Here is a 13,151-nt window from a genome sequence, read left to right as displayed (position 1 = left end):
CTCGTAACACTAGGATGGAAAGTCCATTCTATCGGAATCGAATCAATCGGGTGCCAGCAGCGCGCCGCCCTCCTGGACCGGATCGCGAACGTCCTTCTTTTCGATCACGTCCCTGAGGTCGTCGAGGTAAACGACCTTGGAGGAGGATTCCTCCGCCAGCTCCGCCGACAGCGAGCGGCGCCAGGCGACGATCTCGACCCGAAGCCCACGGGTGTTCTTCAGCAGCCATACGGTTTCCTTGTAGTCACCGTCGCCGGAAACCAGGATGGCGGTATCGTAGGCGCGGTTGATGCCCAGGATCAGCATCCGGGTCGCCAGGGCCACGTCCACGCCCTTCTCCACCCGCACCTCGCTGAGCTGGCCGCAGTGGCCGCAGCGGGTGCGCTTGTAACCGAGCGGGTACAGATGCACCTCCCAGTTGAGGACTTCCTTGAGATAGCGGTAGAAACCCATCTGCCCCTCGGGCGCTTTCTCGTCCACCGAGGCGAAGAAATGCACCTGCCAGATGTCGCCGCCGCGGCGCAAATAGTCGATGAGCTTCTCCCAGTCGAGGCGCCAGCCGGCGGCCTGCTGGCCACCGAAGATGTTGGAATTGTCGATGAAGACGATGGTGCGTCCGCGATTCGATACCATTCAGACTCCCTGGGTTGAGGTTTTGGTCAGCCGCTGGCGAAGGCTTTCGTACAGCAGCACCCCGGCGGCCACCGAAAGGTTCAGGCTTTCCACCCGTCCCCACATCGGCAGCTTGATGAGAAGGTCGCACGACTCCCGGGTCAGGCGCCGAAGCCCCCGGCCCTCGGCCCCCATGACCAGCGCCAGGGGAGCGGACAAATCGGCCTCGAAGGCCAGCCGCTCGGCGTTGCCGTCGGCCCCGTAAAGCCATAATCCGGCGGCCTTCATCTGCTCCAGGCTCCGGGCCAGGTTGGTGACCCGGAACAGCGGCACGGTCTCCACCGCCCCGCTGGCCACCTTGCACACCGTGGGCGTCAGCCCCACCGAGCGGTCCCTGGGCACGATGACGCCGGCGGCACCGACCGCGTCGCAGGTGCGCAGGCACGCCCCCAGATTGTGGGGATCCTGCACTTGATCGAGCACCAGGAACAGGGGCGAACCGCCGCGCTCCAGCCGCTCCGCCAGAGCGCCGTCGTCCAATGCCCGGGGCAGGGTGACCTCGAGCACGATGCCCTGATGCTGGGAACTGCCGGCGAGGCGGTCGAGGCGCTTGCGTTCGGTGTCGGCTGCGGGAATCCCCAGCGCGCGCAGGCGCTGGCGCAGTTCCTCCAACCGGCGGTCGCGGCGGCCGGCGTCGAGCCAGGCGTTGCGGATGCGCTCGGGAGCGTTCTCGATGGCGGCGCGGGCCGCATGCAACCCGTAGATGCGCGCGCTCATGCGGCGTTCTTGCGCTTGCGACGGCGCCGGCGCGAGGCGGCCTTTTTCTCCTGATGTTTGGCCGGCGCCAGAGGCTCGATCAGCGCCAGGTCGATCTTGCGCTCGTCCAGATCGACCCGCGCCACTTTCACCTTGACCACGTCACCGATGCGATAGGTGACGTGGGTGCGCTCGCCCACCAGACAATGGCGCAGGGGATCGAAGTGGTAGAAGTCCTGCCCCAGGGTGGAGATGTGCACCAGTCCTTCCACGTAGATGTCCTGAAGCTCGACGAAGAAGCCGAAAGAGGTCACCGCGGTGATGACACCGGGGAACACCTCCCCGACCTTGTCCTGCATATATTCGCACTTGAGCCAGGCGATCACGTCCCAGGTGGCCTCGTCGGCGCGACGCTCGGTCATGGAGCAGTGTTCGCCGATGGTCTTGAGTTCCGGTTCCGAATAGCGGAAGTCCTTCGCCTTGCCGCCGGCCAGGGCGTGGCGGATGGCGCGGTGGACCAGCAGGTCGGGATAGCGGCGGATCGGCGAGGTGTAGTGGGTGTAGGCGTCGAGGGCGAGACCGAAGTGGCCCTTCTTCTCCGGGCTGTAGACCGCCTGCGGCAGGGTGCGCAGCAGCAGGGTCTGCACCAGGTGATAGTCGGGCCGCCCCTCGGCCGCTTTCAGCACTTTCATGTAATCGGCCGGTGACGGGGTGTCGCCGCCGGGCAGTTTGAGCCCCAGCTCGGCGAGAAACTGACGCACGTCGGCCACCTTTTCCGGATCCGGGCCGTCGTGGATGCGGCGCAGGTAGGGAACCTTCTTGCGGTCGAGGAAACGGGCGGTGGCGGCGTTGGCGGCGATCATGCATTCCTCGATGAGCTTGTGGGCGTCGGTGCGCACCACTTTCTCGAGACGCTCGATCTTACGGCCCTCACCGAACACGATCTTGTATTCGTCGGTATCGAAATCCATCGCCCCACGGGCTTCGCGCTGGCACCGCAAGGCCTGATAGACCGCGTACAGTTCCTCCAGGTGGGGCAGCAGCTTCTCGTGTCTGGCCCGCACCGCCGGGTCCTTGTCCACCAGCATCGCCGCCACCTCGGTATAGGTCAGGCGGGCATGGGAACGCATCACCCCTTCATAGAACCTGGAGCGGGTCACCCGGCCCTCACGGTCGACCAGCATCTCGCACACCATGCACAGGCGGTCCTCGTCGGGCACCAGGGAGCACAGGCCGTTGGAGAGCACCTCCGGCAGCATCGGGATCACCTGCTGGGGGAAATACACCGAATTGCCGCGCTTGAGGGCCTCCTGATCGAGGGCGCTGCCCGGCCGGACGTAGTGGGACACATCGGCGATGGCCACGATCAGGCGCCAGCCCTTGGGAGTGGGGCGGCAATAGACGGCGTCGTCGAAATCGCGGGCGTCCTCACCGTCGATGGTGACCAGGGGCAGCTGGCGCAGATCCACCCGTCCTTCCTTGGCCGCCTCCGGCACCTCGGTGCCGAAGCGGGCCGCCTCGGCCAACACCTCGTCGGGCCATTCGTGAGGAATGTCGAAGGCGCGGATGGCGACCTCGATCTCCATCCCCGGGGCCATGTGTTCCCCCAGCACCTCGACGATGCGGCCGATGGGCTGATTGCGCCGGGTCGGCTGCTCGACGATCTCGGCCACCACGATCTGCCCCGGCCTGGCGCCGTTCAGATACGCCTCGGGAATGAGCACGTCGTGGGTGATGCGCTTGTTGTCCGGCACCACGTAGGCCACGCCCCGCTCGACGAACAGACGGCCGACCACCCGCTCGTGGGCCCGTTCGAGAATCCCGACGACGCTGCCTTCCTTGCGCCCGCGGCGGTCGATCCCGGTGACGCAGGCCACCACCCGGTCGCCATGGAACACCTGGCGCATCTCCCGCGGCGACAGGAACAGATCCTCGCCGCCTTCGTCAGGCTTGAGAAAGCCGAAGCCGTCGGGATGGCCGATGACCCGGCCGCGGATGAGATCGCTCTCGTTGACCAGACAGTAACGGTCCCTGCGGTTGCGCAACAGCTGGCCATCGCGCTCCATGGCCTTGAGACGGCGTTCCAGGGCCTCCAGATCCACCGGCTCGCTCACCCCCAGCCCGGCGGCGATTTCCTCGAAGGACAGCGGGACGCCCTTTTCCCGCAGCAGCATCAGAATCGCTTCGCGGCTGGGAATGGGACGCTCGTATTTCTTCGCTTCGCGCTCGGCGTAGGGGTCCGGGATCTTGAAACGTCGGGGACGGCCTTTGGCAGCTTCCGTTTTTTTCTTGGCGATTTTCGTGTCCTTGCGGGCTCCGCTCCGGGGCTTGCGCCCGGATCTGGGCGATCGTGCCATAGGCTTGCTCTTAAATCTCTGCTGAAACAAACTTGACATCTTATCACGGGGAAGATATATTTTCGCCCGTCTTCGCCGAGGTGGCGGAACTGGTAGACGCGCATGGTTCAGGTCCATGTGGGGGCAACCCCGTGGAGGTTCAAGTCCTCTCCTCGGCACCAGTTTCGAAGAAACCCGATCCAGCCGGATCGGGTTTTTTTGTGTCTGTGAACACGAGGCCCTTTTCTGCGTCGAAGTGATATAGACCCATGACCACCCCCCTCACCCGCACCGCTTCCGAGGAACTTGCCGGCCTGCGCCTGGACCAGGCCCTGGCCAGGCTGTTTCCCGACTATTCCCGCAGCTGCCTCAAGCGCTGGATCGAAGCCGGACGGGTGACCGTCGATGGCGCGACCAAGCGCCCGCGGGACAGGCTCGCCGGCGGTGAAACCATCGAACTGTGCCCGGCGGCGGAGATCCAGGCGCAAGACCTGCCCCAGGACATCCCCCTGGACATCGTGTTCGAAGACGACGATCTGATCGTCCTCGACAAACCCGCCGGGCTGGTGGTCCATCCGGCCGCCGGCCATCACGACGGCACCCTGGTCAACGCCCTCCTCCATCACGCCCCGGAACTGGCCGAGCTGCCGCGGGCCGGCATCGTCCACCGCCTCGACAAGGACACTACCGGCCTGATGGTGGTAGCCAAAAGCCTGCGCGCCCACACCTCCCTGGTGGCGCAGCTGCAGGCCCGCAGCGTCAAGCGCCGGTATCTGGCCCTGGCGCAGGGCTGGGTCACCGCCGGCGGCACCGTCAACGCCCCCATCGGCCGCCACCCGCTGGACCGCAAGCGCTTCGCCGTCACCCCCACCGGCAAGGAGGCCATCACCCACTACCGCATCGCCGAGCGTTTTCCCCACCACACCCTGCTGCGGGTGTCCCTGGAAACCGGCCGCACCCACCAGATCCGCGTCCACATGGCCCACCTGCGCCATCCACTGGTGGGCGATCCTTTGTACGGCCGCCTGCGCCTGCCGCCGGGGGCTTCCGAAGCTCTGATCCAGACATTGCGAGACTTCCGCCGCCAGGCGCTGCACGCCGAGAAGCTGACCCTGATCCATCCGGCCACGAACCGGGAGATGGGCTGGAAAGCCCCCCTGCCGGACGATTTCGCCGCCTTGCTCGAAGCGTTGCGGCACGCCTATGCTGGCGGTGACGAGGACGACGGGGACGGATGGGAGGTGACATGGCCGCCGGATTGAACTGGTTCACCCCCGACTGGCCGGCGCCGCCGGACATCCACGCCGCGGTCACCCTGCGCCACGGCGGGACCAGCACCGGGCCATACGCCAGCTTCAACCTGGCCGCTCACGTGGGCGACGATCCCGCGGCGGTGGCCGAGAACCGCCGCCGCCTGCGCGAAACGCTGGCCCTGCCGTCGGAGCCGGCCTGGCTGGAACAGGTCCACGGTACCGACCTGGTCCATCTCCCGCAGCCCCCCTCCCGGCCGCCCTGCGCCGACGGCAGCTACACCGCCACCGCCGGCGTGGTCTGCGCGGTGCTGACCGCCGACTGTCTGCCCGTCCTCATCACCGACGGCCTCATCGTCGCCGCCGTCCATGCCGGCTGGCGCGGGCTGGCCGCCGGCATCCTGGAACGCGCCCTGACGGAAATTCCCTGGGGCCGCCCGCCGATGGTGTGGCTGGGACCAGCCATTGGGCCGGCCGCCTTCGAGGTCGGTCCCGAGGTCCGCGACGCCTTCCTTACCCGCCATCCCGAGCTCGACACCGCCTTCTTTCCCAGGCAGGACCGCTTCCTCGCCGATCTGTATCAGATCGCCACCTACCAGCTCTATCGCCACGACCTCTACGCCGTCTTCGGCGGGCACGAATGCACCTTCAGCGCCTCGGGCCGCTATTTTTCCCACCGCCGCGACGGAACCTGCGGCCGGCAGGCCGCCCTCATCTGGCGCAGCGCTTGAAAAAAAACCGCGCCGTCCCCACCTAGTACGGCGACCGACGAATTTTTTCACCCCCACCAACGGAAACAAGGCATTTAACGACATGCGAATGGACAAACTGACCACCAAATTCCAGGAAGCGCTCCAGGCCGCCCAAAGCCTGGCCCTGGGGCGCGACCACCAGTTCATCGAGCCGGTCCACGTGATGATCGCGCTGCTGGAACAGGAAGGCGGCACCGTCCGCCCGCTGCTGACCAAGGCCGGCGTCGATGTCGCCAAGCTGCGCAGCGAGCTGGGCAAACTGCTCGACCGCCTGCCCACCGTCGAGGGCGCGGGCGGCGAAGTGCACCTGTCCAACGACCTGATCCGCATCCTCAACCTGATGGACAAGTTCGCTCAGAAGCGCGGCGACGAATACATCGCCAGCGAGCTGTTCGTGCTCGCCGCCCTGGAGGACGGCAAGACCCCGCTGGCCGACCTGCTGCGCCAGCTGGGCGCGACCCGCAGCCTGATCGAAAAGGCCATCGACGAAATCCGCGGAGGAGAGAAAGTGACCGACCAAGCCGCCGAAGAAACCCGCCAGGCGCTGGAAAAATACTGCATCGACCTGACCGAGAAGGCAGAGCAGGGCAAGCTCGACCCGGTCATCGGCCGCGACGAGGAAATCCGCCGCACCATCCAGATCCTGCAGCGGCGCACCAAGAACAACCCCTGCCTGGTGGGCGAGCCCGGCGTGGGCAAGACCGCCATCGTCGAAGGGCTGGCCCAGCGCATCGTCAACAAGGAAGTTCCTGAAGGATTGCGCGACAAGCGCATCCTGTCCCTGGACATGGCCGCCCTGATCGCCGGCGCCAAGTTCCGCGGCGAGTTCGAGGAGCGCCTCAAGGCCGTCCTCAACGAAATCGCCAAGGCGGAAGGCAAGATCATCCTGTTCATCGACGAGATCCACACCATCGTCGGTGCCGGCAAGGCCGAGGGCGCGGTGGACGCCGGCAACATGCTCAAACCAGCCCTGGCCCGCGGCGAGCTGCACTGCATCGGCGCCACCACCCTGGACGAGTACCGCAAGTACATCGAGAAGGACGCCGCCCTCGAGCGCCGCTTCCAGATGGTGCTGGTGGACGAACCCTCGGTGGAGGACACCATCGCCATCCTCCGCGGTCTCAAGGAGCGCTACGAGCTGCACCATAACGTGGAGATCACCGACTCGGCCATCATCGCCGCCGCCACCCTGTCGCACCGCTACATCACCGACCGCAAGCTGCCGGACAAGGCCATCGACCTCATCGACGAGGCCGCCGCCAAGATCCGCATGGAGATCGACTCCAAGCCGGAGGCCCTCGACCGCCTCGAACGGCGCCTGATGCAGCTCAAGATCGAACAAGTGGCCCTGAAGAAGGAAACCGACCCCGCCTCCCAAAAACGCCTGGAGGCCCTGGAGGAGGAAATCGCCAAGCTGGAGAAGGAATACTCCGAGCTGGAGGAAGTCTGGAAGGCGGAAAAGGCCGCCCTGCAGGGCGCCCAGGCCATCAAGGAGAAACTGGAACAGGCCCGTCTGGAGCTGGAGAACGCCAAACGTGCCGGCGACCTGCAGCGCATGGCAGAAATCCAGTACGGCGTCATCCCCCAGCTGGAGGCGCAGCTCAAGGCCGCCCAGGAGGCGGAAACCCGCGAGTTCAAGCTGCTGCGCAACAAGGTGACCGAAGAGGAGATCGCCGAGATCGTCTCCAAGTGGACCGGCATCCCGGTCTCCAAGATGCTGGAAGGGGAGAAGCAGAAGCTGCTGCGCCTGGAGGAGGAACTCCACAAGCGCGTCGTCGGCCAGGACGAGGCCGTCACCGCCGTGGCCAACGCCATCCGCCGTTCGCGCGCGGGACTGTCCGATCCCAACCGGCCGGTGGGCTCGTTCCTGTTCCTCGGCCCCACCGGGGTGGGCAAGACCGAGCTGTGCAAGGCGCTGGCGGACTTCCTGTTCGACACCGAGCGCGCCATGATCCGCATCGACATGTCGGAGTTCATGGAAAAGCACGCCGTCGCCCGCCTGATCGGGGCGCCCCCCGGCTACGTCGGCTACGAGGAGGGCGGCTATCTCACCGAAGCGGTGCGGCGCAAGCCCTACTCGGTGATCCTGTTCGACGAGGTGGAAAAGGCCCACCCGGACGTGTTCAACATCCTGCTGCAGATTCTCGACGACGGCCGCCTGACCGACAGCCACGGGCGTACGGTGGACTTCCGCAACACGGTGGTGATCATGACCTCCAACCTCGGCTCCGACCGCATCCAGGAGCTGGCCCAGGAAGGGGCCGACTACAAGGTCATCAAGAACGAAGTGATGACCTACGTCAACCGCCACTTCCGGCCGGAGTTCGTCAACCGCATCGACGAGATCGTGGTGTTCCACCCGCTCGGCCGCGAGCACATCCACAACATCGCCCGGCTGCAGATCGCCCGGCTGCAGCAGCGCCTGGAAGAGCGGGAGATGAAGCTGGAGGTCACCGAACCCGCCCTCGACATCATCGCCGAGGTGGGCTACGACCCGGTGTTCGGCGCCCGTCCCCTGCGCCGCGCCATCCAGCACCTCATCGAGGAACCGCTGGCGATGGAGATCCTCGCCGGCAAGTTCGGCCCCGGCGACACCATCGTCGCCGATACGGAGGGCGACAAGATCGTCTTCCGCAAGGGCTAAACCCCGCGTTGCTCGTTCAACCTGCCTTGTGCGCCCTTCGGGGCGCATTTTTTTGCCCGGAAAGTGACAAAATTGTCAAAACCGGCCCACGAATCACCCATGATTCCGCCCCGGACGGCGCTGGCTTCCCGCCATCTGCTTGATTTTCAAAGAATCGAAAAGTTGGCAAGGGGATTGCTCTATTCAAAGCGAACTTTCTACCAACCACACACAGGAGACATCGATATGATGCAACAACGCAACCAACAGGGCTTCACGCTCATCGAACTGATGATCGTGGTGGCGATCATCGGGATTCTGGCGGCGATCGCGTTGCCGGCATATCAGGATTATACGAAAAAGGCGAAGATGTCAGAGGTAACGTTAGCCTTGAGTTCCTGCAGAACTACAATTACTGAAAAATATCAAACCGCCTCTAGTGGGCCTGGGAAAGGAAATTGGGGCTGCGAAAACAGCACAGGATCTAAATATGTAGCAAAGGTAGAGACGAATGCAGATGGCGCAGTACGTGCAGAGATACAAAATATTGACGTTGGCCTAGAAGGAACAAAAGGATATGTATATTTAATTCCAGAAAAAACGGATGGGACTGCCATGACCGTGGCTTCAGACCTTGGCAATGCGGTTGGTCAATGGGAATGCGGCTCCGACCAAGCTAAAGTTGTCAAATATCTACCCGGCTCTTGTAACAAGCTTGGATCAGCTCCAACAGGGTTCTAAACTCCAGTTTAATTGTCAAGCCCCGGCTTTTTTCCGGGGCTTTTTTCAATCCCAACTCAACGCCCCACCCGTCTGATACTCCGTCACCCGGGTCTCGAAGAAGTTCTTCTCCTTGCGGAAACCGATCTGTTCCTCCCACCAGGGCAGGACTTCGGCCTCGCTTTCCTGGTAGAGGGGGTTTAGTCCCAAGTCGAGCAGGCGGCGGTTGGCGAGATAGCGCACGTGGCGCAGGTGGAGCGCCAGATCGTAGCCGAGCATGGGTTTGACCGCATATTCGGCGTAGGCCTGCTCCAACTCCATCGCCTCGCCCATCAACTTGTGTGCCTGGGACTCGTCGATACGGGTTTCCGGGTGTTCGCGCCACAGGGCCTGGATCAGGGCCTTGCCGAAGGCGACGTGGCCGGACTCGTCGCGGGCGATGTACTGCAGCTGCTCGCCGGTGCGCACCATCAGGCGGCGGCGCTGCAGGGAGAAGATGGGACAGAAGTTGGCCATGAACCAGACGCCCTCGAAGATCATGTAGTAGAAGAACAGGCCGCGGACGTAATCGGTAAGATCGCCGCCCTGCCCCTGGAGGGCGTGCGTCTGGGCGTTGCTGTATTCGAACTTGGCGCGGATCTGCGGCACCTTCTGATACAGCAGGTAGATTTCGTCCTCGTCGAAGTTGAGGGACTCGATGATGTGCTGGTAACTCATCGAGTGGATGGTTTCCTGGTGCATCTGGGCGATGACGGCCATCCCTACTTCAGGCGCGGTGATGCGCTCGTATACCGCCAGGGCCAGGTTGCGCTGGTGCAGGGCGTCGGCGGTGGTGAGGGTGGCGAAGGTGGTGAAGAAGGTGTGGCGCTCGTTGTCATTGAGCTTGCCCAGCGCCATCAGGTCCTCACCCATGCCGATCTCGGTGGGCAACCAGAAGTTGCGCTGGGACTTGATGTAGGCGTCCCAGGCCCAGTGGTATTTGATCGGGGCGATGTTGGCGGTCAGATCGCTGCCGCCCACCAGGCGCTTCTCGCCGTCCACCGCCGCAGCAGCCTCGCTGTCGGCGGCCACCGGTTCGAAGTGGACCTTGGTGTCCGCGGCCGGTCGCTTGCGTTTGATCTGTTCGAGGGGGTCGTCCCAGTTCAGCATCGGTCTTTCTCCTCCAGAATTCATTGACAGGCTTCGCAGTCGGGGTCGAGGATCGAGCACACCTTGGGTGCCTCTTCCGGTTTCGGGGCGGCGGTGTGGCGCTCGACCCGACTCGCCCCCAGGGTGCGCAGGTAATAGGTGGTCTTGAGGCCCTTGAGCCAGGCGAACTTGTACAGGGCGTCGAGCTTCTTGCCCGAGGGCTCGGCCAGGTACAGGTTGAGGGACTGGCTCTGGTCGAGCCATTTCTGCCGCCGGGAGGCCGCCTCCACCAACCAGCGCGGGTCGATCTCGAAGGCGGTGGCGTACAGGGCCTTGAGTTCGTCGGGGATGCGGTCGATCTGCTGCACGCTGCCGTCGTAGTACTTGAGGTCGGCGATCATGACCTCGTCCCACAGTCCCAGGGATTTGAGGTCGGCCACCAGATAGGGGTTGACCACGGTGAACTCGCCCGAGAGGTTGGATTTGACGTACAGGTTCTGATACGTCGGCTCGATGGACTGGCTCACCCCGCAGATGTTGGAGATGGTGGCCGTGGGGGCGATGGCCAGGCAGTTGGAGTTGCGCATCCCCTGCCTGACCTTCTCCCGCAGGGCGTCCCAGTCGAGCGTGCGGCTACGGTCCATGTCCAGATACTCGCCGCGGGCCTCCTGCAGCAGGTCGATGGAGTCGATGGGCAGGATGCCCTGGCTCCACAGCGAGCCCTGGAAGCTGGAATAGGAACCCCGTTCTTGGGCCAGTGCGGCGGAGGCTTCGATGGCGAAGTAACTGATCGCCTCCATGCTGCGGTCGGCGAATTCCACCGCCTCCTGGCTGGCATAAGGGATACGCTGCTTGTAGAGGGCGTCCTGGAAGCCCATCAACCCCAGCCCCACGGGCCGGTGGCGCAGGTTGGCGCGGCGTGCCTTGGGAACGCTGTAGTAGTTGATGTCGATGACGTTGTCGAGCATCCGCATGGCGGTGCGGCAGGTGCGCTGAAGCTTGTCCATGTCGAGGCCGTCTTCGGTGACGTGGGCGGCCAGGTTGACCGAGCCCAGGTTGCAGACGGCGATTTCCTCGTCGGAGGTGTGCAGGGTTATTTCCGAGCACAAGTTTGAACTGTGAACCACTCCGACGTGCTGGTTGGTGTAGCGCAGGTTGCACGGATCCTTGAAGGTGATCCAGGGATGGCCGGTTTCGAACAGCATGGTGAGCATCTTGCGCCACAGCTGCACTGCCGGCACCTTCTTGAACAGCTTGATCTCGCCGCGGGCGGCCTTTTCCTCGTAGGCCAGATAGGCCCGCTCGAAGTCCTGGCCGTATTTGTCGTGGAGGTCGGGCACCTCGTCGGGGGAGAACAGGGTCCATTCGCCTTCCTCGGCCACCCGCTTCATGAACAGATCCGGCACCCAGTTGGCGGTGTTCATGTCGTGGGTACGGCGGCGCTCCTCGCCGGTATTCTTCCTAAGTTCCAGGAACTCCTCGATGTCCAGGTGCCAGGTTTCCAGGTAGGCGCAGATGGCGCCTTTACGTTTGCCTCCCTGATTCACAGCTACTGCAGTGTCGTTGGCCACCTTCATGAACGGCACCACGCCCTGGCTCTTGCCGTTGGTGCCCTTGATGTAGGCCCCCATGGCCCGTACCCGGGTCCAGTCGTTGCCGAGTCCGCCGGCGTACTTGGAGAGCATGGCGTCTTCCTTGATGCCGTTGAAGATGCCTTCCAGATCGTCCGGAATGGTGGTCAGATAGCAGGACGACAGCTGCGGCCGCAGGGTGCCGGCGTTGAACAGGGTCGGGGTCGAGCACATGAAGTCGAAGCTGGAAATCAGCTCGTAGAACTCGATGGCGCGGGCCTCGCGGTCGATCTCGTTCTTGGCCAGCCCCATCGCCACCCGCATGAAGAACGCCTGGGGCAGCTCGAAGCGGGTGCCGTCGTGGTGGATGAAGTAGCGGTCGTAGAGGGTCTGCAGCCCCAGATAGGTGAACTGGAAGTCGCGCTCCGGCTTCAACGCCTGGCCCAGCTGTTCCAGATCGTACTGGCCCATCACCGGGTCGAGCAGCTCCAGCTCGATGCCGCGGCGGATGTAGCGCTGGAAGTAGTCGGCGTAGCCTTCCTCCATTTCCGCCCCGGTGGCGGTCTCGAAGTGGCCGCTGAGAAAGCCGAGGGCTTCGGAGCGGATCTTGTCGAGCAGCAGGCGGGCGGCGACGTAGCCGTAATCGGGCGACTGCTCGATACGCAGGCGCGCGGCCATGATGAGGGTGTCGATGACCTCGTTCTCCGGCACGCCGTCGTACAGGTTGCGCTTGGCCTCCTGCAGGATCCATTGGGGATCGGGGTCTTCCAGACCCTGACAGGATTCTTTCACCAGCCGCGCCATGCGCCCCTCATCCAGGGGCTTGCGCTGGCCGTGTTCGTCGGTGACGTGCAGCTGCGGTGCCTCGGGCTTATTTTCCGCTTTGGCCTTCTCGGCCCGCAGGCGCGCCCGTTCCTCGCGGTAGAGGACGTAGGCGCGGGCCACCTTGTGGAAACCTCCGCGCATCAGGGCCAGCTCCACCTGGTCCTGGATGTCCTCGATGTGGACGGTACCGCCGGCGGGCAGGCGCCGCATCAGGGCCCGCACCACCTGCTCGGTAAGCTCGGCGCAGGTGTCGTGGATGCGGCGGCTGGCGGCGGCCTGACCGCCCTCGACGGCGAGAAACGCTTTGGTGATGGCGATGCGGATCTTATTGGGATCGAAGCCGGTGAGCTTGCCGTTGCGGCGGATGACCTTGAGTTCCTCCGGAATCATGGCCTGAACCTCGGAACTCAGCTCGAGGGCCGGATAGTTGGACGCCGGCATCGGCCCGGTGGCAGCGGTGGTGGATTCCATACGCGTTCCCCCTTGGACGGAATTCAGGATTTTCGGAATGTTGAAAACACTATAGGCGGTGCTTTCAGAGGATGTCAACCTCAATATCCTGTGTTTTTCCGGCGGAA

Annotated in this window: 9 protein-coding genes, 1 tRNA gene and 1 pseudogene; 6 read left to right on the top strand and 5 right to left on the bottom strand. The window is 64.2% G+C overall.

All coding sequences use genetic code 11. The features are described 5' to 3' along the window. Positions 1-42 precede the first annotated feature (42 nt). The 3 genes from MIN45_RS05260 to rnr are packed head-to-tail and all read right to left on the bottom strand — an operon-like array spanning position 43 to position 3,725. Positions 43-633 (bottom strand): LabA-like NYN domain-containing protein, encoded by a 591-nt coding sequence (locus MIN45_RS05260; RefSeq protein ID WP_286293846.1) that lies wholly within the window; start codon positions 631-633, stop codon positions 43-45. Further along, entirely contained in the window at positions 634-1,389 is a 756-nt protein-coding gene (rlmB, locus tag MIN45_RS05255; protein ID WP_286293844.1) for a 23S rRNA (guanosine(2251)-2'-O)-methyltransferase RlmB, read from the bottom strand. Beyond that, complete coding sequence (rnr, locus tag MIN45_RS05250) at positions 1,386-3,725, bottom strand: ribonuclease R (protein ID WP_286293841.1); 2,340 nt, start codon at positions 3,723-3,725, stop codon at positions 1,386-1,388. Before rnr ends, rlmB begins: the two co-directional genes overlap by 4 nt. Before the next feature lie 74 nt (positions 3,726-3,799). On the opposite strand from rnr, the gene MIN45_RS05245 reads away from it, so the two are divergent. The 6 genes and pseudogenes from MIN45_RS05245 (at position 3,800) to MIN45_RS05225 (ending at position 9,070) form a co-directional block, all read left to right on the top strand. Further along, positions 3,800-3,886 (top strand) — tRNA-Leu (locus MIN45_RS05245). 87 nt (positions 3,887-3,973) lie between these two features. Continuing rightward, positions 3,974-4,966 (top strand): 23S rRNA pseudouridine(1911/1915/1917) synthase RluD, encoded by a 993-nt coding sequence (gene rluD, locus MIN45_RS05240; protein WP_286293840.1) that lies wholly within the window; start codon positions 3,974-3,976, stop codon positions 4,964-4,966. Further along, on the top strand, positions 4,951-5,685 hold the full coding sequence (gene pgeF / locus MIN45_RS05235) for a peptidoglycan editing factor PgeF (protein WP_286293836.1): 735 nt from the start codon (positions 4,951-4,953) through the stop codon (positions 5,683-5,685). The genes rluD and pgeF overlap by 16 nt, the downstream gene beginning before the upstream one ends. A gap of 82 nt (positions 5,686-5,767) precedes the next feature. Beyond that, complete coding sequence (clpB, locus tag MIN45_RS05230) at positions 5,768-8,350, top strand: ATP-dependent chaperone ClpB (protein WP_286293834.1); 2,583 nt, start codon at positions 5,768-5,770, stop codon at positions 8,348-8,350. 228 nt (positions 8,351-8,578) lie between these two features. After that, positions 8,579-8,693, top strand: a pseudogene (locus MIN45_RS12425) (prepilin-type N-terminal cleavage/methylation domain-containing protein); the annotation flags it as partial. A 5-nt stretch (positions 8,694-8,698) separates the two neighbouring features. Then, the gene (locus tag MIN45_RS05225; RefSeq protein WP_422732684.1) at positions 8,699-9,070 is read left to right on the top strand and encodes a pilin; all 372 of its coding nucleotides are present in this window, start codon (positions 8,699-8,701) and stop codon (positions 9,068-9,070) included. Positions 9,071-9,115: 45 nt separating this feature from the next. Here the strand turns inward: MIN45_RS05225 and MIN45_RS05220 are convergent, their stop codons facing one another. Beyond that, positions 9,116-10,198 carry a ribonucleotide-diphosphate reductase subunit beta gene (locus tag MIN45_RS05220; RefSeq protein ID WP_286293833.1) on the bottom strand — a complete coding sequence of 361 codons (1,083 nt, stop codon included), beginning with the start codon at positions 10,196-10,198 and terminating at the stop codon, positions 9,116-9,118. 20 nt (positions 10,199-10,218) lie between these two features. Next, complete coding sequence (locus MIN45_RS05215; RefSeq protein ID WP_286293831.1) at positions 10,219-13,044, bottom strand: ribonucleoside-diphosphate reductase subunit alpha; 2,826 nt, start codon at positions 13,042-13,044, stop codon at positions 10,219-10,221. Positions 13,045-13,151 lie beyond the last annotated feature (107 nt).

Source organism: Methylomarinovum tepidoasis, from assembly GCF_030294985.1.
GTDB lineage: Bacteria > Pseudomonadota > Gammaproteobacteria > Methylococcales > Methylothermaceae > Methylohalobius > Methylohalobius tepidoasis.
Note: the sequence above shows the minus strand (reverse complement) of the source record. Positions and strands in the feature narration are given on the sequence as shown.

What these genes read in the sequence shown, in the direction of transcription:
- MIN45_RS05260 (WP_286293846.1), bottom strand. Translation starts at nt 633, where the DNA reads ATGGTATCGAATCGCGGACGCACCATCGTCTTCATCGACAATTCCAAC.
- rlmB (WP_286293844.1), bottom strand. Translation starts at nt 1,389, where the DNA reads ATGAGCGCGCGCATCTACGGGTTGCATGCGGCCCGCGCCGCCATCGAG.
- rnr (WP_286293841.1), bottom strand. Translation starts at nt 3,725, where the DNA reads ATGGCACGATCGCCCAGATCCGGGCGCAAGCCCCGGAGCGGAGCCCGC.
- rluD (WP_286293840.1), top strand. Translation starts at nt 3,974, where the DNA reads ATGACCACCCCCCTCACCCGCACCGCTTCCGAGGAACTTGCCGGCCTG.
- pgeF (WP_286293836.1), top strand. Translation starts at nt 4,951, where the DNA reads ATGGCCGCCGGATTGAACTGGTTCACCCCCGACTGGCCGGCGCCGCCG.
- clpB (WP_286293834.1), top strand. Translation starts at nt 5,768, where the DNA reads ATGCGAATGGACAAACTGACCACCAAATTCCAGGAAGCGCTCCAGGCC.
- MIN45_RS05225 (WP_422732684.1), top strand. Translation starts at nt 8,699, where the DNA reads ATGTCAGAGGTAACGTTAGCCTTGAGTTCCTGCAGAACTACAATTACT.
- MIN45_RS05220 (WP_286293833.1), bottom strand. Translation starts at nt 10,198, where the DNA reads ATGCTGAACTGGGACGACCCCCTCGAACAGATCAAACGCAAGCGACCG.
- MIN45_RS05215 (WP_286293831.1), bottom strand. Translation starts at nt 13,044, where the DNA reads ATGGAATCCACCACCGCTGCCACCGGGCCGATGCCGGCGTCCAACTAT.